General features: G+C 43.4%; 23 protein-coding genes and 1 pseudogene. 6 read left to right on the top strand and 18 right to left on the bottom strand.

The annotated features are described in order from the left end of the window. Positions 1 to 13: 13 nt before the first annotated feature. The 4 genes from MHI12_RS16275 to MHI12_RS16260 form a co-directional block, all read right to left on the bottom strand. Positions 14 to 253, bottom strand: coding sequence for a sensor histidine kinase (locus MHI12_RS16275; RefSeq protein WP_405173008.1), 240 nt, complete (start codon positions 251 to 253; stop codon positions 14 to 16). A gap of 133 nt (positions 254 to 386) precedes the next feature. Beyond that, on the bottom strand, positions 387 to 710 hold the full coding sequence (locus MHI12_RS16270; RefSeq protein ID WP_405169733.1) for a hypothetical protein: 324 nt from the start codon (positions 708 to 710) through the stop codon (positions 387 to 389). 84 nt (positions 711 to 794) lie between these two features. Continuing rightward, positions 795 to 920: a hypothetical protein gene (locus MHI12_RS16265; RefSeq protein WP_405169732.1), complete on the bottom strand. Its 126-nt coding sequence runs from the start codon at positions 918 to 920 to the stop codon at positions 795 to 797. Positions 921 to 1,344: 424 nt separating this feature from the next. After that, on the bottom strand, positions 1,345 to 2,280 hold the full coding sequence (locus MHI12_RS16260) for an NADP-dependent oxidoreductase (RefSeq protein WP_405169731.1): 936 nt from the start codon (positions 2,278 to 2,280) through the stop codon (positions 1,345 to 1,347). Between the two features lie 281 nt (positions 2,281 to 2,561). Here MHI12_RS16260 and MHI12_RS16255 point away from each other — a divergent pair, with 281 nt between their 5' ends. The 3 genes from MHI12_RS16255 (at position 2,562) to MHI12_RS16245 (ending at position 5,576) form a co-directional block, all read left to right on the top strand. Further along, positions 2,562 to 3,200, top strand: a complete 639-nt coding sequence (locus MHI12_RS16255; RefSeq protein WP_036615355.1) for a nitroreductase family protein — start codon at positions 2,562 to 2,564, stop codon at positions 3,198 to 3,200. Positions 3,201 to 3,332: 132 nt separating this feature from the next. Further along, positions 3,333 to 3,758: a MarR family transcriptional regulator gene (locus tag MHI12_RS16250; protein ID WP_340982437.1), complete on the top strand. Its 426-nt coding sequence runs from the start codon at positions 3,333 to 3,335 to the stop codon at positions 3,756 to 3,758. Between the two features lie 261 nt (positions 3,759 to 4,019). After that, positions 4,020 to 5,576 carry a BCCT family transporter gene (locus tag MHI12_RS16245; protein WP_405169730.1) on the top strand — a complete coding sequence of 519 codons (1,557 nt, stop codon included), beginning with the start codon at positions 4,020 to 4,022 and terminating at the stop codon, positions 5,574 to 5,576. A gap of 52 nt (positions 5,577 to 5,628) precedes the next feature. Here MHI12_RS16245 and MHI12_RS16240 read toward each other — a convergent pair. Beyond that, positions 5,629 to 5,931: pseudogene (locus MHI12_RS16240) on the bottom strand (MFS transporter); the annotation flags it as partial. A 179-nt stretch (positions 5,932 to 6,110) separates the two neighbouring features. Between MHI12_RS16240 and MHI12_RS16235 the strand changes: the two are divergent. Continuing rightward, positions 6,111 to 7,055 (top strand): NAD(P)-dependent oxidoreductase, encoded by a 945-nt coding sequence (locus MHI12_RS16235; RefSeq protein ID WP_405169729.1) that lies wholly within the window; start codon positions 6,111 to 6,113, stop codon positions 7,053 to 7,055. A gap of 624 nt (positions 7,056 to 7,679) precedes the next feature. Here the strand turns inward: MHI12_RS16235 and MHI12_RS16230 are convergent. From MHI12_RS16230 to MHI12_RS16215, 4 genes are all read right to left on the bottom strand, one after another. After that, entirely contained in the window at positions 7,680 to 7,826 is a 147-nt protein-coding gene (locus tag MHI12_RS16230; protein WP_164783312.1) for a hypothetical protein, read from the bottom strand. Positions 7,827 to 8,010: 184 nt separating this feature from the next. Beyond that, positions 8,011 to 8,496, bottom strand: coding sequence for a nitroreductase family protein (locus MHI12_RS16225; protein WP_405169728.1), 486 nt, complete (start codon positions 8,494 to 8,496; stop codon positions 8,011 to 8,013). A 17-nt stretch (positions 8,497 to 8,513) separates the two neighbouring features. Further along, the gene (locus tag MHI12_RS16220; protein WP_405169727.1) at positions 8,514 to 9,089 is read right to left on the bottom strand and encodes a nitroreductase; all 576 of its coding nucleotides are present in this window, start codon (positions 9,087 to 9,089) and stop codon (positions 8,514 to 8,516) included. A 20-nt stretch (positions 9,090 to 9,109) separates the two neighbouring features. Beyond that, complete coding sequence (locus MHI12_RS16215) at positions 9,110 to 9,592, bottom strand: MarR family transcriptional regulator (RefSeq protein WP_405169726.1); 483 nt, start codon at positions 9,590 to 9,592, stop codon at positions 9,110 to 9,112. A gap of 384 nt (positions 9,593 to 9,976) precedes the next feature. Here MHI12_RS16215 and arr point away from each other — a divergent pair, with 384 nt between their 5' ends. After that, positions 9,977 to 10,393 carry an NAD(+)--rifampin ADP-ribosyltransferase gene (arr, locus tag MHI12_RS16210; protein WP_405169725.1) on the top strand — a complete coding sequence of 139 codons (417 nt, stop codon included), beginning with the start codon at positions 9,977 to 9,979 and terminating at the stop codon, positions 10,391 to 10,393. A 19-nt stretch (positions 10,394 to 10,412) separates the two neighbouring features. Here arr and MHI12_RS16205 read toward each other — a convergent pair whose 3' ends face one another. The 6 genes from MHI12_RS16205 to MHI12_RS16180 all read right to left on the bottom strand — a co-directional run bounded on the left by MHI12_RS16205 (position 10,413) and on the right by MHI12_RS16180 (position 17,610). Then, a complete protein-coding gene (locus MHI12_RS16205; protein WP_405169724.1) occupies positions 10,413 to 11,375 on the bottom strand; it encodes an amidohydrolase family protein in 963 nt (320 codons plus the stop codon). A 16-nt stretch (positions 11,376 to 11,391) separates the two neighbouring features. Beyond that, on the bottom strand, positions 11,392 to 12,885 hold the full coding sequence (locus MHI12_RS16200) for an ABC transporter substrate-binding protein (protein ID WP_405169723.1): 1,494 nt from the start codon (positions 12,883 to 12,885) through the stop codon (positions 11,392 to 11,394). Between the two features lie 57 nt (positions 12,886 to 12,942). Then, positions 12,943 to 13,824: a carbohydrate ABC transporter permease gene (locus MHI12_RS16195; protein ID WP_405169722.1), complete on the bottom strand. Its 882-nt coding sequence runs from the start codon at positions 13,822 to 13,824 to the stop codon at positions 12,943 to 12,945. 17 nt (positions 13,825 to 13,841) lie between these two features. After that, positions 13,842 to 14,774 carry an ABC transporter permease gene (locus MHI12_RS16190; RefSeq protein ID WP_405169721.1) on the bottom strand — a complete coding sequence of 311 codons (933 nt, stop codon included), beginning with the start codon at positions 14,772 to 14,774 and terminating at the stop codon, positions 13,842 to 13,844. Between the two features lie 332 nt (positions 14,775 to 15,106). Beyond that, positions 15,107 to 16,327: an amidohydrolase family protein gene (locus tag MHI12_RS16185; protein WP_405169720.1), complete on the bottom strand. Its 1,221-nt coding sequence runs from the start codon at positions 16,325 to 16,327 to the stop codon at positions 15,107 to 15,109. A gap of 23 nt (positions 16,328 to 16,350) precedes the next feature. Further along, complete coding sequence (locus MHI12_RS16180; RefSeq protein WP_405169719.1) at positions 16,351 to 17,610, bottom strand: amidohydrolase family protein; 1,260 nt, start codon at positions 17,608 to 17,610, stop codon at positions 16,351 to 16,353. Between the two features lie 202 nt (positions 17,611 to 17,812). On the opposite strand from MHI12_RS16180, the gene MHI12_RS16175 reads away from it, so the two are divergent. After that, positions 17,813 to 19,471 (top strand): PucR family transcriptional regulator, encoded by a 1,659-nt coding sequence (locus MHI12_RS16175; protein WP_405169718.1) that lies wholly within the window; start codon positions 17,813 to 17,815, stop codon positions 19,469 to 19,471. Between the two features lie 437 nt (positions 19,472 to 19,908). Here the strand turns inward: MHI12_RS16175 and MHI12_RS16170 are convergent, their stop codons facing one another. The 3 genes from MHI12_RS16170 to MHI12_RS16160 all read right to left on the bottom strand — a co-directional run bounded on the left by MHI12_RS16170 (position 19,909) and on the right by MHI12_RS16160 (position 22,325). Then, on the bottom strand, positions 19,909 to 20,055 hold the full coding sequence (locus MHI12_RS16170; RefSeq protein WP_339783630.1) for a hypothetical protein: 147 nt from the start codon (positions 20,053 to 20,055) through the stop codon (positions 19,909 to 19,911). Positions 20,056 to 20,199: 144 nt separating this feature from the next. After that, entirely contained in the window at positions 20,200 to 21,159 is a 960-nt protein-coding gene (locus MHI12_RS16165; protein WP_405169717.1) for an NAD(P)H-dependent flavin oxidoreductase, read from the bottom strand. A 38-nt stretch (positions 21,160 to 21,197) separates the two neighbouring features. Continuing rightward, entirely contained in the window at positions 21,198 to 22,325 is a 1,128-nt protein-coding gene (locus MHI12_RS16160; protein ID WP_341007638.1) for an NtaA/DmoA family FMN-dependent monooxygenase, read from the bottom strand. Positions 22,326 to 22,633: the final 308 nt, after the last annotated feature.

Raw genomic sequence — 22,633 nt, 5'->3', positions numbered from 1 at the left:
TAAAATAGCGACTTTAAAGGGTATTCGTTCTTTTACATCGACCTGAACCGTTCGCTGTGCTTGCATTTTTCGCCCGGTAAAAACGTTCCTGCACTCTCTCCAGCTCATCGCCCGCGATACCGATACCTTGATCACGTATCCGTATAACTATCTCGCTTGTCGTATGTACCAGCTTCAATTCGATTAGCGATGGACTGCCTGAATATTTGATGGCATTGTCCAAAAGGTTGGCGATCGCATGGGACATCAGCATTGGATTCACGTTGGCGTGGACTTTCCTCAGAAGCTTATCCTCCGTTTTCTCGACTTCCAGTTCGTTAGAACCAGCCTTGTTGAATCGGGATGTTTGAACGGTTCAAGTCTGATCATGACCATCAATGCCCACCTCAATGGTACTGACCCGTGACATGTTCTTGCGTATCTTGCAGCATCTTGGCAAGCACAACGATCTGTCCTGCGTGATATCCGTAGTGTGCCGATACCTGGATAAGCAGACGACCGATTACTCTTGTATCGTAGGTTTCTTCAGTACACCTATTCGTTGGTTGCGTTCGGTTCCAATCCTCACGGTCATAGCGAATGATAACCTCTCGGGACAAATCGTCGTTCGATAACGCAGCTACAACATTTTCCGATTCCTTTCTGGTTTCCCGAAGAAGAAGAATCAGCTTTTCTCTCGATATTCCATGGAGCCCTTTATTCTTATCCAAATGAGTTCATCATTCAGCAAGTTCAAACTCTTCTCAATACGGTCGAGCTGCTTGTTCATGTCTTCCATAACGTGTCTGATCAGTTCAATCATGAACATCCTCCCAATTCTCGGCCAGGCGCAAATAATCTTCAAGGGTTACATGCGCGAATTCTCCAACTTGAATGGAGAAACCTGTAGGTATAAAATGAACGACTCGCAAATTTATCATCGTCGTGACCCACCTCCATCTGCTCTATAGAATCCATGATAATGAATTGCCCTTCGAGTGTAAAATGAAAAATACCAGCCAATCGGGCGTTAGCCATACGATTGCCTTCGATGATACTACCGGCTGTGCCAGCTAATATCCTGGCAAAACCGTTAACCCCTTCCATTAACCGTGTCATAGGATTAGCAGTCCCCTCCCTGGAAGCGATCTCTCCTGATATCGCCGCTTTTATTAAAGAGACGCAAAGTTTGCTTACATAAATCTCTTAAATCGCAATCGGTACAAGTTCTTGTCCTTGGCTCGGGACACGAACTTGTACTGATAATATAAAAAAGCCGCTAAGATAGCGACTTAATGGGAATATGTTTTTGTCCTTCGACAGTTGCCTATTTTAACGTTTAGCGGTTTTTCCCAGTCTTCTTTTTTAAAATGTAATGACAATCTTACCTACAGCGTGGTGAGTTTCACTCAAAGCATGTGCATCATAAATACCCTGTCTACTGAACGGGAATGTTGCCCCTACAATTGACTTTATCTTTTTCTCTTCCATCAGATCTGCCATTCTCTGCAATTGATCACCATCTGGCTGTAGCCATATCCCCTTTGCTAATACATTGTGAGACTTAGCAGTATCATGATTGGGTTCACCAACAATGGTAATCAGTCTTCCGGTATTTGGCTTAATCACCTTATAGCTATTCTCAGCTACTTCTCCACCCATCGTGTCAAACACTAAATCTATATCTTTTAGAATTTCTTCAAAGTTTTCCTTTTTGTAATCAATGACCTGATCAGCACCTAACGAATGAAGAAGTTCATGATTTTTTTCACTTGCTGTTGTAATAACATGAGCGCCGGCATGTTTTGCTAATTGAATGGCATACATACCTACACCACCAGCTCCAGCGTGAATAAGTACGGTTTCACCTTCTTTTAGATCGCCATGAGTAAACAGTACCTGCCATGCTGTTAAACCAGCCAAAGGTACAGCCGCAGCCTCCTCATATGAGATTGAATCAGGTAGTTTTGCCAGAAGGTGCTCATCAACTGCTGTATATTCAGCATACGAACCGAAAGGTGTTGTATCAGGACGACTGAATACTCGATCTCCAACTTTCCATTTGCTAACGTTTGAACCAATTTCAGTTATGACCCCAGCTACATCCCACCCTAAGATAATAGGAAATTCCCAATCATACATTTCTTTTAAGTAACCCTCTCTTAATTTCCAATCGATTGGATTAATGGAGGTAGCCTCTAGTTTTACAACAACTTGATTGGCTTCTGCCTTCGGTTTATTCACTTCCTGTTCAACTAACTCTTCTTTACTTCCATATTGATTAATCACAACTGCTTTCATTTTTGTATCACTCCTCTAAGTTAATAGCCTTTTACGTGCTGCTCCTGATTATTTATTTGTATCTAGTCACTGAGTGTTCATGCATATTATCCTTACTCATTTTTAAACAACCAGGATAAAATTATGCAAAAGTTAAGTTAGAATCGTCGTTGCTGTTATTGTTATAATTTTACATAAAAAAACTATTGAAATGGACTTGGTTATCGTTTATATTTGACTTATCAACAATTGACTAGTCAAACATTGATGACTCAACAAAATATAAAGGGAGAGTAACTATTATGAAACCATACCAACAAACAAACGATTTTAACGAAATTATTTATGGACGCCGCTCCATTAAGACATACGATTCATCCGTAAAAATCAGCAGGGAAGAAATGACTCAAATCATCAATGAGGCTAGCACTGCCCCTTCCTCCATCAACATGCAGCCTTGGCGCTTCCTTGTGGTGGATACTCCAGAGGGAAAAGAAAAACTCGTCCCACTGTCCCGCTTTAACAAAGAAAAAGTCGCTCAAGCTTCTGCTGTCATTGCCGTGTTTGCGGACAAAAACAACTTCGATTATGCAGAAAACATCTATGGAAAAGCTGTTGAGCATGGCTTAATGCCACAAGATGTTAAGGACTTTCAGTTGAAGGCTTTCAAACCGATCTATAACAACATGTCCGATGCTGAAATGAACGATGTCATTATGCTTGACGCCGGTCTGGTTTCCATGCAATTGATGCTGGTTGCCCGTGCACATGGGTATGACACCAATCCAGTCGGCGGTTATGAAAAAGATCAAATTGCCGAAGTGTTTGGCTTGGATAAAGAACGTTATGTACCAGTCATGCTACTGACAATTGGAAAAGCTGCAAGCGAGGGATACACCTCCTACCGTATGCCAGCCGAAGAGACCACGTTTTGGGCATGATTCAAAGCGATAGTGCGAGCAGTCTCCACATTGTGATATAGTTGCCTTTAGTTGCTGAATGTCTTGGAAGGAATCTGCCCTTGTTACATGAAGCTTTTCAAGACATTCTGCACCATTCAAGGAGGGGCAAACATGAATTGTTCGCTGGAACAAGAAACCTTATTAATATTACTTAAAAATATAAGCAATCAGTTGAAACCTAAATTTGAACGTTGTACGGGGATCAGTTCCTCACGATACGTTCTGTTGTATCATCTCTATCTTCATGAAGAAGTTACACAAAGCCATTTGCAGAAGGCCATTCATATTGACAGTGCTGCTGTTACACGCCATTTGAAGCAACTGGAAGCAGACGGTTTGGTGTCACGAAGAAAAAACCCCGACGATCATCGGGAAACCTTCGTCCGGTTAACAGAACAAGGGCTAACGCATATCGCCAATTTCAAGCAGGATCGAAACCAGTTTCTTCATCAGATGATACTGGATTTCAGTGAAGAAGAAGTTGCAATGATGACTGACATGCTTACACGCATGCAATTTAATCTTAAGGATCTGTAAATTTACGATGACAGTCAGCCTTCTTCAGAATTCTTTTCATAAATGAATAAAACTAGTTAGATGAGATGATACAATATTTCAGATTAACAAGAGATTATAGGCCATATATTATTCAGGCAAGATCAAAACAAACCGCTGAGTGTTTCATTACATGGCGGTTTGTTTTAATTTATCAACAGCTAGCTTTTCGAAATATTACAAGTTGGACTAGCACATACTAAGGAAACAGTTGGCTGAAGCTTACATAATGGAGGTCTCATCATGGTATTTACAATCACAATTATCATCGTTGCACTGTTTGCAATATGGGGAGCCGTCGCTCCTGATCAGCTAGCGGATGTGGCTAATGTTGCCTACAACTTTTCTATTCAGAATTTTGGCTGGTTTTATTTGCTAGCGACACTGTTCTTCCTGATCTTTGCTTTCTATCTGGCGTTCAGCCGGTTTGGGGGTATTAGGCTTGGGGATGACGATGATGAGCCGGAGTATTCTACGGTTTCCTGGCTGTCCATGCTGTTTAGCGCTGGTATGGGCATTGGGCTGGTTTTCTGGGGAGTTGCTGAACCGCTGTCCCACTATTTATCTGCACCTGAGGGGGCGGTACCCGAAACAACGCAAGCTGCCATACTTTCAATGCGTTATTCCTTTTTCCACTGGGGGCTGCACCCTTGGGCTATCTATACCGTCATCGGCTTAGCGCTTGCTTACTTCCAGTTCCGGAAAGGATACAAAGGGCTGATCAGTTCCACCTTTATTCCTCTGATCGGTGAGCGTCTTGCTGCTGGCTGGCTTGGTAAGGTTATTGATATTCTGGCGGTCATATCCACCATCTTTGGTGTTGCGACCTCGCTTGGATTGGGTGCTCTTCAGATCGGCGGGGGTCTGAATCACTTATTCGGTATTCCTAACTCGACTCTGTCTCAGGTTGTCATTATCATAGTTGTAACCGTACTGTTTTTAATCTCGGCAACCTCCGGTCTGGATAAAGGTATTAAGATTCTGAGCAACGTCAACCTCGTTATAGCTTTGTTATTGATGTTGTTTGTATTGGTGACTGGACCGACTTCTTTTATATTTGACACATTCACAACAACCTTGGGCAGTTACATGCAGAATATTATTAACATGAGTTTGAGACTGACGCCGTTCTCAAGAGAAACCTGGATTGGAGCATGGACGTTATTTTACTGGGCATGGTGGATCTCATGGGCTCCTTTTGTCGGCACTTTTATCGCAAGGGTATCCAGAGGAAGAACCATAAAGGAATTTGTAATTTACGTCATGGTTATTCCAAGTCTTTTCGGATTTATCTGGTTCTCCGTCTTTGGCGGAACAGGACTTCACATGGAATTGTTCAATGCCGCTCATCTGGCGGAGGCTGTCAAGGAAGATACGACAACCGCTTTATTCCTTATGCTGGAGCAGCTGCCTTTGGGCACGATCGTGGCATTCATCGCCACAATGCTGATCATGATCTTCTTTATTACGTCGGCTGATTCAGCTACCTTTGTACTGGGCATGCTCACTTCAGATGGAAAACTGGACCCAACTACAAGAGTGAAATTAACCTGGGGAATCATGCAGTCCTCCATCGCGGTAGTACTGCTAATCAGCGGGGGGTTAACTGGCCTCCAGACGGCATCCATTGTAACCGCATTGCCGTTCGCTATTGTTCTTATCGGTATGTGTTTCTCCCTGCTCAAGGCTCTAAAGGCTGAGGACAAAGAGCGCCGTCAGAAGGAAAAACGGCAGCGCCAAAAGCTGAAACGACTGTTGGAGGAACAGGAAATCTCGCTGAATGAAATTTCTGGCAGGTAATGTATACTTGATGTTAAAACTAACAAAAGCCCGCATCCTTGCGGGCTTTTTATTATTTCATGGTATTGAGTTTTTGATTACTTGCTGCTCCTATACCAACTACAAAGAGTAACACCGAAGCCCCAAGAAGAATGAAAAGTGGCAGGTTCCAACTATTTGTTGCATCGTGCAGATATCCTATAAGGGCTGGACCGATTGCGGCAAGAAGATATCCGATCGATTGGGCCATGCCAGATAGTTCCGCTGCTTGATGCGCATTTTCAGTGCGTAACCCGAAAAACATCATGGCCAAACTAAAGGCGAAACCTCCACCAATTCCGAGTATGACGATCCACAACAGAATGACATTAGAACTATTCACCTCAACAAAAAAACTATATAGCTAGTATATTGTTTATCTAGATTCTTTTCCATTCTTGTTCAATAGAACGTGATGAGATTTTCTTGATAAAATTGTATTAAAAGGATAAAATGACAAGCATCCAACGGGTTTTATTCGAAGAATGGTATAGGTTATGAAAGGTGGTTTGGCAAATGAAGATTCTCATAGTAGGCTATTTTAGCGAGATTTCAGTAACGAATATTTTAAGAAGTTTTCCGCAAGACTGGAATGTTGTAATTGTCCCGCCCGGAAAAGAAATGCTGGATCATATTGAAGATTGCCAGGTACTCATCCCTGAACATATTAAAGTGGATCACAGTCTGCTTTCTAACGCAAAAAAAATAAAATTGGTACAGACGGGTGCAGGATTTGATAATGTGGATGTCCCTGCCTGTACACAGCTCGGCATTTGGGTGGCCAATGCTGCAGGAGTGAATGCACAGGCAGTGGCTGAGCACGTCATGGCACTGATATTGTCTTATTATAAAAACATACCGTTTCTTGATACTTTCATGAAAAACAAGATGGATGAAAATCAATTGGACTATGCAGGGAGTGAGTTAAAAGGAAAAACGATTGGAATTATCGGTTTGGGTGCTATTGGAAAAAAAGTAGCTGCGTTTTGCAGGGTTTTTGACATGAATGTGCTAGCGTATGCGAGAAATGCCACTGTACAATCGGATGGTTTTGTGAAAATGACGGATTTCGATACTCTTGTAAGCACATCAGACATAGTCAGTGTACATGTACCCTTGAATCAGCAAACCAAACAGCTGATCAACAAAGCGACATTCAAAAAAATGAAAAATACCACTCTTTTTATCAATACAGCCCGCGGAGGCATTGTCAACGAAAGAGACTTGATTGATGCATTAAAAAACGGGGATATTTCAGGCGCATGCCTGGATGTGTTTAAATCTGAACCGCTTCCTATGGATAGTGAGCTCCGGAATCTGGGTAATGTGATACTTACTCCCCATACAGCAGGAATGCCTGATGGTCGGAAATTTCATAAAACAAGATATGATTTCTTTATAAAGAATATAAAACGTGTAGAAAATGGTGAGGAGCCTGAAAGCAAGCTCAATCAGTTATGATGCTTTGGTGCAGGGGTACCTTTCCCCTGCCCGTTTTGCACAGCAATTTACCGGAAAATCCGTAGAGTAAGTGACCACTTTCTTGACAGAGGTCGATCATACAGAGTGATTCGAACTGTCCCACTATTTATGATTTTGCTTAAGTTGGTATTCAAGTTCATGAAGTTTGATCTATTATTGCCAACGGTTAAATCGGTACCAAGTGTTAATATCTTCTCTATGGATTTCCCGCTCGGGTCAATGACTTCCATAATGAGTTTATGGTCAGTAGAACCTGTCTCATAAACTCCATTCCTTAAGAGATCATAATAAATAACGATATTAAGCATATCTTTCCCTGCGTTAAGCGTTCCCTCACCTCTCGTAATGTTGAGCTGTTAATACTCGTTATCTGGTGTTTTGTAGTAAGCAACTAATTGTGACTGCTTGGATTGCCGTTTTTCCTGGTTGGTCATTTCCAGTTCCGTGTACATTAGATTGGACTTTGCGTCATGGTAAATGGTGGTCAAGCGTTCACGGACTTAGGTCTGCATTTTTTCAATGCCTAATGATACAGAAAAAACCTCAGCCGGGTTAACCGAGATGAGGTTCTTTTAACTTTCTAGCAGGTCTCTCACGTATGCTTTATTTAATAACTTCAACCTTTTTTTCCCCTGCTGACTTCGCTACTTCTAACGTTGTTGTACCTTGAATAGCGACTATCACGCCAGTAGCCAACATAGAAACGATTAAAGCTGCACTGAGTGCTGTGGACATTTTCTTCTTGACCATAATCATACCTCCTATATTTATTATGTAATAAGCGGCTCAAGACGATGACGAGCCGAGGGTGACTAATCAATTACAATATTTCATTTTTTTATTGAGTAATTCACCTAATGATTGTAGTATAACGTACTGACAATGATTGTAAAACAATTTTTTCCATTTGGAGTCTCATCCCATCGTCCCCACCTTACAGCAGTTCAAAATGAAGTTGAGTCTCAGGTAACTCCGTATTCCCTTTCCACTGATTTGCACCGTATCCCAATTCCAGAACCGCAGCAATGCGCTCGTTACTCAGTACACCAAACATTTCAGTACGGCTCGGGTCGTACATCCAGTCATGCAAGGTACAGCGCACACCCAGACTTTGCTCATGAGCCAGCAAGCGGAAATTCTGAATTAGGCAGCAGACAGCTGCAAAGTCCTCTTCCCGCTTATATTTATCTGCCTCTTCCTTCACCAAGACCAGAAGATACGCAGGAGCCTGATTCTGTAATCCCTGCATGAAGTCCCCATACTGGTTATCTGCAAAGATAAATCGCCACGGCTCTCGGAGGCCATCATTTGGCGCCCATACGGCATGATTGAGCAACTCAAGGATTAGATCCTGCGATACCGGTCGATCCAAAAACTCACTTGGACTGTCCATGTCTCCTTCCAGATCTGACAATTTCATTTTTACATCCTCCTCTTCTATGTAGACTGTCCTCGCAATACGGTCCACTTCTGCTCGGCTGGTGTTCTTTTCCGACTTCTTGGCGCTTTGTCGTAATACCCTATATGAAGAATACCAACGAATCTTTCATCCTCACGTAAGCCAATTCCATTGAAGAACCCTTCATGCTGAATCATGGACTCTGTATCCCACAACATTCCTAGACCTTGTTCCCAGCCCAGCAGTTGGAAGCTCTGCATCACCCCGCAGGCAGCCGCATAATTACGGTCATTGGTCAGACGATTCGATCCTACAGTCGACATAACAATGACGTGCGCAGGAATATCGGTAAATCTCTTTTTAAAAACATCCAGAAGTTTCACTGGAATCAGCTTGCCGAGCTTGCTTTGCGACATCTGTTCCAGCATGCAGTCCACCAACCGTTTGCGTGCTTCTGGCGTTCCGGCATATACTACACGCCACGAGCCAGACTGAACAAATGGTTGAAGCCTTGTAGCCTTACGCAGTAATTCTACAATTAACTCCTGGTCCACCGGCGTAGAGTTACATTTACGAATACTCCTGCGCTCCCTGATCAATTCCGCTAGACTCATATGCTTCACTCTCCTTTGTTCTATCTGGATTCAATATTTATACTGCTGTCTTGAAGAAATTGATGGATTACTTTTAGCTCCGTTTCCGAATATTTGTCGAGAGTATGATAGAAGCGCTCAGCCTCATGTATATGCAGGCGTTCATGCAGTTCAAAGATTTTTTTACCTTGCGGTGACAACCGGAAATAGCTCTCCTTTTTGTTGTCGTTCATTTTCGTACGTTTGACAAATCCTTCCTCCAGCAGTTTGTTGCCAATTTTGGTGATACTTGCTTTGGACAAATTCATCGCCTCGGCAATACCCGTGTTGTTAATGGGCTCATGCTTGCCTATGCAATCTATCATATGAACCGCGGTCAAATGCTGAGGGATTTTCTCGATGCTTTCTCGCTGGGCGATACTTAGGAAATGCTCAATTTCTGTATCCTTGTGGTTCTCATACACATGTAAAAAACGGATAAATTGTTCATAAAGTAACTGTTTTGTTCGATCTTTTGAGATCATTCTTTGATCGCTCCTTATTTACTTGTAAACAAAAAAAATATTTAATAAATAGGGTTATTCTAAATAAATTCTTATATTTAGTTTACTTGTTAACAATATATCATGAATGATAATGCTTATCAACTACATTCTCTGGCATTACAACATTACTCTATAATCCAGGACAGAGACCTGCCTTGAACGGATTATCTTTTAACCTGCTCGTTAGTTAAACAAAAGCAGCCGATCACGCTGATCGGCTGCTTTCTTAACTTGGGTTATTGGACTCAGTATCGTTCTCTCTACTTAAATTATACCGTTATTTTTTATGTTTTTATAGACTGTTTTTTTTGAAATTCCTACACTATACTGCTAAATACAAAACTAAAAAAGAGGTGGATCAGTATGGTTGACAAAAAAGTGATCATAGACCAAGGTCCTTTTTTTCATGGTACAAAAGCAGAACTGCAAATTGGTGATTTATTAGAACCACAATTTTTATCAAATTACCAAGAGAAAAATTCTAACCATATATACTTTACTGCAACATTAAATGCTGCCAAATGGGGTGCTGAATTGGCAAGATCTAATGCAAAAGAAAGAATCTACATTGTAGAACCATTAGGAGATTTTGAAAGTGATCCAAACGTAACTGATAAAAAGTTTCCTGGAAATCCAACACGTTCATATCGATCTAAATCGCCACTTAAAATAATAGCTGAATTAGCTTCATGGGAAAGACACTCTGAAGAAGAGATTAATCACATGATTACATCTTTGAGAAAACTAAGTGAAGAAGGAAAAAATATAATATATGATTGATTTATCGTTTCCTGTCACTTTAAATTAACTTTTTCTCTATATCAAAAAGCTTAGAAATGCGGGGAAATAGACGAAAAGCATTGCCATAAGCGATCGCCTTCGCGTTTTCTTCGCTGATCTGCTGTGCTTCATGGAATACTGACTCCCGCTGTATACGAAGGACGCTGTCCGCTGGCCAAGGTATGTCCGCTCCGAACAGAATCCGATCAGGTGCAATCAACTTTTGAATTGTGCCGAGGTTCAACGTGGAATCATAATAAAGGTGGTCCAGTTTGGCTATTTCAGCTTGAAATTGTTCCGGTGTCGTTTCAACCTGAATTGAATCTTGCCCGATGGCGGCAAGCGCAATTCTCCATTTGATATAAGGAACCATGCCCCCTGTATGGGGAAGAATGAACGTAATGGATGGATATTGGTCGAAAATGCGATGAACAGCCATCGTAGTGACAGCCCGCGTTGTATCGAAGGTGCCCTCAAGCAGCGCAGGACTAAGTCCAGCGATTTTTTGTGGTATAAGGATGGGATGCAGAAACACAACAGCACTGCGCCGATCCAATTCGGTTAACAATTCGGTGTAATCCGGATGGCTTAAATATTTCCCCTGATAACTTGTTAGCATTGCAACACCATCCATCCCGAGAACATCAAGTGCATACAAGGTTTCTTCCATGGCTGCTGCGGGATCCGGGAGTGGAAGCGTTGCAAACGCACCATACCGCTCAGGATGAAGTTGAGCATACGATGCGAGCTCTTCATTCATTTTACGGGCCAACGCGTTGGCAGAAGGTTGGTCGATGAACGTCAGGTCTGACGGGGCTGAAAGGAATGAAAACGAGATGTCACATACATCCATTTTTTGCATCCCGATCTCGGGCGTCCACTTCGGCATAAAACTTGGAATCTCCATTCCCAGCTCCCGCTGCTTTCGTTGCATTTCTTTAGAGATGATATGGTGGTGAACATCAATGACAGGATTAAACATGCGTGATCAGCTCCTTCTATTTATTTTCAAGCCATTGGTTTAACTGGTTTTGCTTTTCCGTCAATATTTTCTCTACGCCTGCATTCTTTAGTTTGTCGAGATAAGCGCCTAGTTCTGACGGATCAAAAGTTCCTGTCTGAAAGCCTGCATCATACTGGTTTTGGACGTTGGCCACCGAGGTAATTTGTGTTTTAACCGGATTGATGTCGAAGCTGAAACCCATCGCCCTTGATTTTACGGCACTCTCGTTTTCGCCCCTCAACTGCTCCCACATGTCAGGATCATTCCCTTCCCATATATAGGACAGGAAATTGTTGCCCACGGCATATTGGTTCGAATCGTATCCTGTTGCAGTGACACCTTCCGGCTTGCCGATCAAGTCATTATCCTGCTTAACATAATGCTTGCCCTCAATTCCATTGGTAAACAGATTAATGACTGCTTCGTCCGAGTAAAACAGTTCCAATACTTGAATCGCCTTATCCGGCTGCTCACTGTTCCTTGCCAAAGACATCATGTTCGAAGCTACGCTATTTCGCGTCATATACGAATCCTCAAGGGGTACGCATACAAGTTCAGTCCCAGCCGCAAGTGATTCCGAGTAACACTCATTGATATTCCGGATATACGAGAAGGCTTTGCCTGCCTTGATCAGATTGGAGCCCGTTTCCTGTGACGTTGCAACGTCTTTGCTGAAATAACCTTTTTGATACCAATCACGCATCAGGTCAGCCATTGTGGAGAACCGCGAAGTCGCAAAAAGATTCTGCACGGTGAAGTCCTCCCCGCCAAAATCCAGTACGCCAGGTGCTGTTCCCAATGGATCAAAATTCAGCATGGCTTGTCCGGGTGTTTCCTGAGAGGTATAGCTGACAATCGGCGTGACACCTGGCTCATTGTCCTTGATACGCTGCAATATAGCAGAAACATCATTCCAGGTTTTTATGGCGTTAAGGTCAATATCATGCTTATCGGCAAGCTCTTTATCCATCACAAAACTGGGAGAAAGTGCCCAAGCTTTAATACTGGGAACGCCATATGTTTCGCCATTCATCTTCCCGGCTTCTGCGGCTTCCTCCGGAACAGCCTCCAGTATCTTTTTACCAAATTCAATCAACAATTCGTCCATGGGCAGTAACTGCCCCCTGCCGATTTGGGATTCAAGGCCGAACCAAACGCTGGTATACACCAGATCCAGTTTCTCGCTGCCCGCCAGCATCAAGTTCATTTGATTGGCATAGTTCGATCCATTAACAGGCAAAAGCTTCACGGTGGCGCCTACCTTTTCTGCTGTAATATCACTGATGGCTTCCTGAATTTCCTTAACATCTGTTACATCCCCAAAAGCCGGATACGTCATGACCACTTCATACATGTCTGTTGCTGAAGCTTTCCCAGGTTCTGCTCCCTCCTTACTGTCTGGATTTCCGCATGCCGTCAACAATAGAGGGGCCGCACAAATTAAGGACATTACCGTTATGAAACCCGCAGGTAATCTTTTTCTAAACATCTTCATTCACTCCCCGTGTTTGCTTTTGGATGAGACATCTTGGATACGAAGCAATGACTAACCTTTTACGGCACCAATGGTCAATCCCTTGACGAAGAACTTCTGGAAAAACGGATACGCTACGATCAGTGGCAACACGCCGATTACGGCAATAGCCATTCTCACACTGCCGAGAGGTACGGATGAGACAACAGCCGTCTGGCCAGACAGACTGTTTTGCTGCAAGTACTGGACATCAGACAACATTCGATTAAGCAGATTTTGAATGCTGTAGAGGCTTCCATCATTGATGAAGATCAGACCGTTAAACCAATCGTTCCAATACGAAATCATGAGCATCAGACCAATGGTTGCCAGGCTTGGGAGAGCAAGCGGGAGAACGATTTTGCAATAAATAACCCATTCGTTGGCTCCATCCACATAGGCCGATTCCACGACTTCGCCGGGAATGGATGTGGAGAAGAAACTGCGCATCAATAAAATGTAGAACCCGTTGGTCAGTAAATTCGGGATGATTAGCGACCAGATGGTATCTTTCAAATGGAAGAGGTCCGTATAAACTAGGTACATCGGCACCAGCCCCCCATTGAAAAGCAACGTGAAAAATACGAAGAATGACAGGAACGAACGAAATGGAAGGACATTTCTGGATAGTGGATAAGCGACCAGGGTTGTGATCAACAACCCAACGATTGTGCCCACGACCGTGATGAACGTCGTAATTCCATACGACCGCAGAATCAACGAATACTGATTAAACAGATACACATAAGCATCGAAGCTGAATTGAGCTGGTAACAAACGATAACCATCCCTGATAATGGCTTGTTCCTCGGTTAGGGAAGCAGATATCAGAAGTATAAACGGAAACACTGCAGCGATTCCCATCATGATGAGCACGAGGTGAACAGCCATTTGATATATCCTATTTGAATACATGTTGTCCTCCCCCTTAGCTAAAACAGCGCCAAATCCCGGTTTTTGCGACGAACGATCGCATTGGTCGTCAATACTAACAGAAAACCGACTATGGACTGATAAAGTCCGGCAGCGGATGACATTCCGAAATCCCCAAAAGTCATCAATCCACGATAAACGTATGTGTCAATGACATCGGTAGTCGTTTGCAGTGCACCCGAATTCAGCGGAACCTGATAGAACAATCCGAAATCGGAATTGAAGATGCGTCCCACTGCAAGAAGCACCATAATGACCATCGTGGGTTTAAGTAAAGGAAGGGTAATGCTCCAGACTTGTCTCCACTTGGATGCTCCGTCCAGCGTGGCGGATTCATAATATTCTTGGCTGATGCCTACAATTGAGGCCAGATAAACAATGCATGTATAACCAACGTTTTTCCATAGATATACGACACTTAATATAAAGGGCCATTTACCGGAATCCGCATACCACGACACGGGGTCAATCCCCAGCAAAGGAAGCACGTAATGATTGACGAATCCGTTTTCCTCGTTGAGCAATGCCAGAACCAAGTAAGCGACAATGACCATCGAGATCAGATAGGGCAGCAAAATGATGCTTTGGTACAGTCGGGAGGCAAATCGCTTTTTTACCTCGTTCAACAATACGGCCACAGCTATGGAGAGCACTGTTCCAAGCACGATAAATGCGCCGTTGTAGAGTAACGTGTTTCGGGTAATCACCCAAGCATCCTGCGTTTGGAACATATAGGCGAAATTATCGAAGCCTACCCAGTCACTTCCCCAGATTCCTTTTGCAAAATTGATATCTTTGAACGCAATCACAATGCCGAACATGGGCAAGTAATTGTTGATGAACAGATAGACGATGCCTGGTAAAATCATGACCAATAACAGCCCATGCTTTCTAATGTTTTGGATGCGGTTTGCATGGAAACCTCGACGCATGTCTCTCTCCCCCTGTTCGTAACAATGATGTTTGGTTTGTGTAACTCCTCCAACATCCCTCCTATTCTATGAATGTCAGTTTATATGACTTAAAATTGTTCTTATATGAATAATACGATGTAAGTAAGCCTCAGTCATTGGTGTGATTCACTAAAAAAAATGAATTCATTTGGATTATTACACCAAAAGAAAAGCCTGTCTAAATTTAAATGTTATGTATTATGACATATATTGTGTTAAGCAACGTTTTATAAGCCTGTGATCAGCCTTTTCATGCCAAAAAGCAACGCATCTGCAAAAGGATGCGCTGCTTCATGTATAATTAAAGATTGTTACGAATGGATGGCTGCCATCTGTCTGCTGTTCGGAAACATTCGACCACCAACAAGCACACCACCCGAAAATACAGCTTCGCGTGAAGGTGCCGCCGCCAATGCATGCATCGCATTTATTGCATTTACCAACGAGAAAGTGCCTCTTTCACCTACTTTTGGAGTTAATGGCGCATTGGAAATAAGCTTGTACGTTTCTAACAGCCAGAAGTCTTCCACCCAACCGGATGCTTCAGCGAGACGTGACCCACGGGAGAGCATATCGCCATTTCCGAATGGGCTCCACGAATCCAAAATGTTATCGGAACCGATATGCACGGACACGCCCGTTTCCATCAACAGTTTGATGGGGGGCATAGGCCTGTCAATGGGCACACTCGTCATGATGGCTACACCGGTCGCACGCAACCTTTCCGCGAGTGAGCGCACCTCTGTTTCCCCAACCTGGCCCAAACAGTAGGCATGGCTTACCGCGGTACGGCCGGATATACCGGCTTGTTCTGTCAGTTCGGCGAAGCGGCTGATCGTGTATATTCCGAGATGACTCGGGTCATGCAGATGCAAGTCGATGCCAGCAGAGAACTCTGTCGCAAGTTCAAACATGGCTTCCAGACTGGCATCCACCCGGCGGTCCAGTCCAGCCGGATCCACACCACCAACATAGTTAGCTCCAGCACGGAGCGCTTGCCGCATGACGGAAACGGAGTCAGACCTAAGCAGGCCTTGCTGGGGAAACGCCACAATTTCTATCTCAATGCGTCCCCGGTACATCTCACGCACTTCCAAGACCTCCTCAAGATGAGAGAGACCAATTTGTGGATCCACGTCAACGTGTGTGCGGATTGCCGTTGTACCTTGGGCTAACATTAAATCCAACATTCGTTTCGCACGTTCTCCCGCCCCGGTCGGTAGTTCTCCCAACATACTTTTCTCAAATTCCAACTGGCCGGGCAGCGTGACAAACGGCTGCAAAGATTTCCACGGCTCACCAATAAAATGCTTGTCCAGATGGGTATGCATATCTGCCATTGGCGGTACATAGTGGAGCCCGTCCGCGTCAATGACGGTTGTCGCCCCACCGGCAATATTTACAGATGTGAGATCCGCATCCGTTCCGGCAGTCTCAATGCTGACAATAAGTCCAGTTGCTTGATCAATCGTTAGATCAAACAGGTTTTCCGACCATTTGACATTTTTTACGAGTGTTAACCCTTTCTCCATAACTCCATCCCCTTACTTCATAATTAGATTGTTTCGATCCCATCTGACAACCACGGTAATTCCAAAAGTTTTGAGTCGGTACAAGCTACCTGTAATCCCGATTTCCAGACTGTACGAGCCTCCGGTTTATTAAGTAACACTGCCCTTTCCGACCGCTCTCGGAACAATACCATATCAGCCGGAGCGCCAACCTTAACGCCATAATTCTCAATGCCTAACGCCTGTGCCGCGTTATGCGTCAGCATGTTGGTCAAGATGAACGCATCCCGTTTGCCGCCCATGTACGAAGTAATTGCCAATAGCCAGGCAGCCTCAATCGGGTCTGCCTTGCCAAACGGCGTGAATGGGTTGCGCACATTATTGACGCCAATTGCCACATTCACTCCACAATCCTGTAGCAGTTTCACGGGAGTCAAACCTCTATGATGTCCTTCGGGGCCTTCTCTTCCATTCAAAAAGAGGTCCGTCATCGGCAGCGTAATGACGCTGATTCCGGCATGACACAGAAGCTCTCCGATAGCCAAAACTTCGTGTTCAGGGAGGGAACCGAGCGAGGTTACATGTCCGGCGGCTACATGCCCCTGCATTCCTGCAGCAATTGTCCTTTTTGCAATTTCCACAACGGCACGGTCGTTGGAATCGACCGAGAAATCGGCGTGAAAATCCAGCGGTTTTCCGTACTTCCCTGCCAGACCAAATGCAAAATCCAAGTGTTCTCGCAGATCTGCGTCCTGATAAGTGATTCCTCCAATCACATCGGCTCCCATACGAATGGCCTCTTCCATCAGCCCAGCAGTCCCCGGACTCATAAACACCCCTTCTTGCGGAAAGGCAACTACCTGTAAATCCAGTTGATGTTTTAAGGATTGTTTGAGACGAAGAGCAGATTCGACAGCTCTGAGTCCAAGAACCGGATCAACCTCTGCATGGCAACGCATATGGGTTACACCATTCCTGACGGCTTCCCGAATGACAACCAGCGAGCGACGATACATGTCCTCCCTTGTGAACGAACTTTTCAGTTTGGATGTTATCTGAATCGCGTCCTGGAGAGACTCCGCCTCCCGATCCATGGAATCCAGCAAATATGCTTTTTCCAAATGAATATGCGGCTCGACGAATCCGGGCAGCAATAAGCCCCCTTTGCCTTGCACTACACGAGACGCTTCGGTTTTCCTTTCCCCGCATGGCGTGACAAATGCAATCTTGCCTGAGGATATCCCGACATCCATTCGCCTTTCATCCCCGGAAATCACCGTATCCGTGATAAGTAGATCAATCATGACATCCTCCGTTCATGTACGCTTTTATTACACGCAAGAAACACTTTAAGCATAATTCACTCCTTCTGAGAAATCATTGGATGAAAAGGATAAAAATAATTAGCAATCTTGGATGATCAAACCAAAGATATTTACTCCACATGATCGAAGTGTTATATTACTTAACAATAAAATAACTTGTTCCAGAAAGGGATGGGTCGATGTGCTGCTGACAGATTTGCTGAAAAACGGCATTTACGATGATGCCAGAGTGATTACGGGGCATAAGGGTCTAGTACGTGAGGTTCAAACGGTCAACATTATGGACTGTCCGGATATCATTCGCTTTCTAAGGCCGAACGAGCTCTTGCTGACCAACGGCTTTTTCATGAAGCAGCAGCCAGAGATGTTTATTCATCTAATCAGGGACATGCAGCGTCTTCATTGCTCGGGGTTGGCTATCAAAACCAAGCGATTTGAATTGCCGATCCCTGATGAAATACTTTGGGAAGCGGACAAGAACGAATTTCCCATCATCGAAATTTCCGATGTCCGTCTATCCCTCGGCGAAATTTTGCAGCGATCGACCAGTGTGATTCTGAATAACAAGAGCGACGAACTGCAATATGCACTCAGCATCCACAAAAAATTCTCCGAGATGATCATGCGTGGCAAAGGAATTTCCAGTATTATCGATTCCCTGTCCAAACTGTTCTCATCCCCAGTCATCCTGTTAAACTACAAATGGCAAACCATCTCCGCTTCCAGCCAGAATACAAGTGTTGCTGAACTCACTGCAGCCGCTGTAAATACACTTCAAGACGTGTCCGATATTTCTAGTCCCACTTCGTTGTGCTTCATCAACACATCAGTCCGAGAGCGTTGCTGCATGCTAGTATATCCAGTAAAAACTTACCGCCACGAAGGCTATTTGTTATCCTTTCATTCGCCGGATCAATGGACTGGCCTTTTTGGTCTGACGCTAGAGCAGGCCTCCAACGTCATTGGCATGGAGCTGACCAAATCACAGGCTGTCAAAGAGCGCTCCCGCAGACACAAAAATGAGTTCTTTTCCGATCTGATTGAGGGATATATCACTTCTGAGCAGGAGGCGCTGAACCGCGGCAAGAGATGTGGGCTTATCAAGGGGCGTGCAAGCGTTGTGCTGACCATGCGTAATGACGAAGTGCATCACATGCATCAAAGATTTCCTAATTACGAAGGTTCGGCGCCTCCGAAAGGAGATAATATCACGGAGCAAGAGGAGCAATACGAGCACATCAAACGTATTTTTGGTGGGTTAGATCATTCCTTCGTCATGTTTACCAAACATGATACCTACTGTCTTCTGTTATCTATCCCTGAGTCGGGGTGGGATGAGGCGAAAATCACCGAGCAGCTGTCAGGAATGCTTAAAGAGCTGCATCATGAGACTGGACTGAGTCTGTCTATCGGCATTGGCAAACCTGCAACAAATGTACTCGGCGTTCGTCATTCATATACAGAAGCGGTTAATGCATTGCAATTCGGCTACTGGTTAAAACGCAAGCGATTCGTCCAATCTTACCAAGCCAAGGACATCGGATATTTATTCCACATGCTTCCCCACAACGAACTGAAACAATTTTACGACGCGACCTTAAACGGCCTGCTGCACATTGCAGACGAACATGAAAGAAAAGAGTTGCTGCGCACCTTGAACGCTTTTTACGATACACAATGCCAGCTTGTCGAAACATCCAAGCAACTTTTCGTTCATCGAAATACGGTAGTGTATCGACTGGAAAAGTGTGAAAAACTCTTGGGTGTGAAACTCAAAGATCCAACTGAAAGCTTACGAATCCGCATCGCGATAGCCATCGAACCTCTGCTACTTCAATAAGACGAAGTGAGAAATCGTCTAGTAAGGCTCTATTCCCACACAAAGTTATTCCGAGCGTTTAATCTACCTTACATCACCGGAACAAAAGTAATGTTATCAGCAATATGAGCACGGTACTCAGTAGAGCGTCCTTGTCCGTTCTGCAGGAACATGGGGAGTATAATCGCGAGCGACAGGCCATCAGCATACTCGACGCATCATAAGCAGGCTGACATTGTAAATCCAATATTCGCCGTATATTTCAATTTTCGAAAAACCTATTTGTTTTAGCGACTCATCAAATTCTTCTTGAGTTCAGAACTTTAGCTGCATTTTTTCAATACATCATGATAATATAAAAAACCTCAGCTGAGTTATCCGAGCTGAGGTTAAAAAATTAAATATTTTGTGTTTTCTTTATTTGATTCTGTTGAATACTTGAGTCGCATCTAGCTTCTTCATTTAATAACTTCAACCTTTTTATCCCCTGCTGTTTTCGCTACCTCTAACGTTGTGTTACCTTGGATAGCGACTATCACGCCAGTAGCCAGCATAGAAACGATTAAAGCTGCGCTGAGGGCTGTGGAAGTTTTCTTCTTCACCATAACCATACCTCCGATATCGTTTGCTTAGACTTACTGATAAATTGAACTTTTTTGATGGGTAATCCACCTGGTGATTGTATTATAACGTACTGACAATGATTGTAAAAGGTTTTTCCTTGTGCAGCTAAGTTAGCGGCTTGGCAATTAATTAAAATCTTGCATTAAATCATCGATGACTGTTTTTACAGTTCTAATCTCTTTAATTGGTGTGATTCCTGTGCCAACAGTGACATAGCCATCGTCCGTATTACCTTCTAGCATTCCGATACGCATTCCAATTGATCCACGCATCAATTTTGCTGTTTCTTCACGACTGGCACCTTGTTTATCCATTTCGACTAGTTTATTCGCCAATTTAGTAGGTAAAGAACGATAGTATGCTGGTAAAGTACGAAACATTTGTAAGTCTTCTGCTGTGGCATCAACAATCATTTGCTTTACATTTTGAGCTGCCGGATTTTCTTTTGTCGGAATAAAGACACTGCCAGCAAACACACCTTCAGCACCTAAAGCAAATGCGGCACGCACTCCTCTAACGTCTCCAATACCACCAGCTGCCATTACAGGAATATTTATAGCATCAACAATCATTGGAACAATCGAAAATGTTCCAATAACTCGTTCTGGAACCGTACCACCTTCATCAAATCCAGTCGCTACATAAACATCTATTCCAAATTTTTCTGCAGCTTTTGCATTTTCAATAGTAGGCGTAAGGGGTCTATAAACAATTTTAATATTGTTTTCTTTTAATGGTTTAAAGATCCTTTCATCCAGTGTATCATTCACCAGAACAACAGGAACTTTCTCGTCAATAACTGTTTCTATAAGTGGCCATGTGTAAGCTAAATCACGATTCACGATCACTGGAATTCCAAATGGCTTATTCGTTAAAGATTTTGTTTTTTGTATTTCAGTTCTCATTCTTTCCGTACTTATTTCGGGTGAGCGAGTTATATCAACCTGACCGGCATTTGGACCTAGAAATCCTAATCCACCCGCATTGCTTATTGCTGCAACAAATTCGGCATTAGTAACCCAAGACATTGGTCCTTGTATAATTGGCTTTTTAATATCTAATATTTCACATACTCTGTTAGTCATTTTATTTGTTTTCCCCTTGTTAAATGAATTTTACATTATTACTTCGTATAATTATTTTCTGGGTAAGGTAAACTTAAATTTCCCCGAAGTGTGTCGTCCTCATATTCCTTACGGAATATGCCTCTATCTTGCAAGATAGGAACAACCAATTGGATAAAGTCCTTAAATCCTGCAGGATGATCTTGTCTAATCAGCAAGATATCCATGACGCCTTCTCGATACCAATGTTCAATTTGTTCGGCAACCTGCTCTGCCGATCCTATCAATCCAGGTTTCGGCATTCGATAACCTTTAGGCATCCATGATTCAATTTCCCTTAGCTTTTCAAGGGCTTCTTTTTCCGTTCTACCAACGATCGGGTTATGAGAAGGCATCATCAACAGGTCATATGGTGAACGCCCTTGATTTTGAACTTTACGTTTAAGTTCATTAGTAAATGCCTTGAGATATTCCAAATCATGTCCAGGTGCCATGATGACTTCGGCATGCTGTGCAGCAATATCCATGAACTCCGGTGAAGTGCCCGCTTGAAAGACCACTGGTCTTCCTTGCCTCGATCGACTGATGTTTAAGGGTCCCTCCACGGAAAAGTAATTCCCGGTATAATCTAGTGGATGCATTTTACGCGGGTCATAAAATACTCCACGTTCCTTATCACGTATAAAGGCATCATCTTCATACGAGTCCCAAAGTCCTTCAACAATCTCCAAAAACTCTTTTTTCATGGGATAAAGATCTGCTTTCTTCAGATGGGACCGACTGTAATTGGCTAACCCTCCAGGATTGGAGGTGATTGCATTCCACCCTGCTCTGCCCTTGCTAATCTTATCAAGGGAAGCAATTTGCCTAGCAACCGTAAAGGGATCAGCATATGAAGTCGCTATCGTAGCGGTTAAACCAATAGAATGAGTTACCATACTCAATGCAGATAAAATGGATACACCCTCAAACATGCTTAGATAGTGCGGGATCATGCCAGGTCCGATATGACTTACGTCTGCTAAAAAGATGAGATCGAACTTCCCCTGTTCAAGTTGTATAGCTTTCTGTACGTAATACTCAATATTTTCACTGGCATCTGCTGGAATATGTGGATGTCTCCAACCCGTGTAATTCCATCCCACGCCATCAATAATTCCTCCTAGTTTAAGCTTTCTTTCTTCCATAATTGAATGATCTCCTTTTCACGAGTTCACTTACTTTCCTTGTAGAACACCTAATTCCTTAGCCAATAATTTATGCCCTTTCTTCCGACTCTCTTGATTTGGATAGAAGTCAGCAATCTGTTACTCCTTGCCCTCTTAAGTTTATTATTTAGCTTGCTAACTATAGGAGTGAAAATATTTGGTTGTGAGCCAATCTTAAGCGTAATCGTTTCGTTTGCAAAGAGGGCAATTTAAATGAACATAGTACATCTTTTTGTACGTATAGATTGGGAGTGGTTTGAAGATTACACCCTATTTCTAATAATGAG

Source organism: Paenibacillus sp. FSL H8-0280, from assembly GCF_045040665.1.
Classification (GTDB): Bacteria; Bacillota; Bacilli; order Paenibacillales; family Paenibacillaceae; genus Paenibacillus; species Paenibacillus xylanexedens_A.
Note: the sequence above shows the minus strand (reverse complement) of the source record. Positions and strands in the feature narration are given on the sequence as shown.

Excerpts from the sequence above, each read along its gene's own strand:
- MHI12_RS16275 (WP_405173008.1), bottom strand. The coding sequence starts at position 253 with ATGCTGATGTCCCATGCGATCGCCAACCTTTTGGACAATGCCATCAAA.
- MHI12_RS16265 (WP_405169732.1), bottom strand. The coding sequence starts at position 920 with ATGATAAATTTGCGAGTCGTTCATTTTATACCTACAGGTTTCTCCATT.
- MHI12_RS16260 (WP_405169731.1), bottom strand. The coding sequence starts at position 2,280 with ATGAAAGCAGTTGTGATTAATCAATATGGAAGTAAAGAAGAGTTAGTT.
- MHI12_RS16255 (WP_036615355.1), top strand. The coding sequence starts at position 2,562 with ATGAAACCATACCAACAAACAAACGATTTTAACGAAATTATTTATGGA.
- MHI12_RS16250 (WP_340982437.1), top strand. The coding sequence starts at position 3,333 with ATGAATTGTTCGCTGGAACAAGAAACCTTATTAATATTACTTAAAAAT.
- MHI12_RS16245 (WP_405169730.1), top strand. The coding sequence starts at position 4,020 with ATGGTATTTACAATCACAATTATCATCGTTGCACTGTTTGCAATATGG.
- MHI12_RS16235 (WP_405169729.1), top strand. The coding sequence starts at position 6,111 with ATGAAGATTCTCATAGTAGGCTATTTTAGCGAGATTTCAGTAACGAAT.
- MHI12_RS16230 (WP_164783312.1), bottom strand. The coding sequence starts at position 7,826 with ATGGTCAAGAAGAAAATGTCCACAGCACTCAGTGCAGCTTTAATCGTT.
- MHI12_RS16225 (WP_405169728.1), bottom strand. The coding sequence starts at position 8,496 with ATGAAATTGTCAGATCTGGAAGGAGACATGGACAGTCCAAGTGAGTTT.
- MHI12_RS16220 (WP_405169727.1), bottom strand. The coding sequence starts at position 9,089 with ATGAGTCTAGCGGAATTGATCAGGGAGCGCAGGAGTATTCGTAAATGT.
- MHI12_RS16215 (WP_405169726.1), bottom strand. The coding sequence starts at position 9,592 with ATGATCTCAAAAGATCGAACAAAACAGTTACTTTATGAACAATTTATC.
- arr (WP_405169725.1), top strand. The coding sequence starts at position 9,977 with ATGGTTGACAAAAAAGTGATCATAGACCAAGGTCCTTTTTTTCATGGT.
- MHI12_RS16205 (WP_405169724.1), bottom strand. The coding sequence starts at position 11,375 with ATGTTTAATCCTGTCATTGATGTTCACCACCATATCATCTCTAAAGAA.
- MHI12_RS16200 (WP_405169723.1), bottom strand. The coding sequence starts at position 12,885 with ATGTTTAGAAAAAGATTACCTGCGGGTTTCATAACGGTAATGTCCTTA.
- MHI12_RS16195 (WP_405169722.1), bottom strand. The coding sequence starts at position 13,824 with ATGTATTCAAATAGGATATATCAAATGGCTGTTCACCTCGTGCTCATC.
- MHI12_RS16190 (WP_405169721.1), bottom strand. The coding sequence starts at position 14,774 with ATGCGTCGAGGTTTCCATGCAAACCGCATCCAAAACATTAGAAAGCAT.
- MHI12_RS16185 (WP_405169720.1), bottom strand. The coding sequence starts at position 16,327 with ATGGAGAAAGGGTTAACACTCGTAAAAAATGTCAAATGGTCGGAAAAC.
- MHI12_RS16180 (WP_405169719.1), bottom strand. The coding sequence starts at position 17,610 with ATGATTGATCTACTTATCACGGATACGGTGATTTCCGGGGATGAAAGG.
- MHI12_RS16170 (WP_339783630.1), bottom strand. The coding sequence starts at position 20,055 with ATGGTGAAGAAGAAAACTTCCACAGCCCTCAGCGCAGCTTTAATCGTT.
- MHI12_RS16165 (WP_405169717.1), bottom strand. The coding sequence starts at position 21,159 with ATGACTAACAGAGTATGTGAAATATTAGATATTAAAAAGCCAATTATA.
- MHI12_RS16160 (WP_341007638.1), bottom strand. The coding sequence starts at position 22,325 with ATGGAAGAAAGAAAGCTTAAACTAGGAGGAATTATTGATGGCGTGGGA.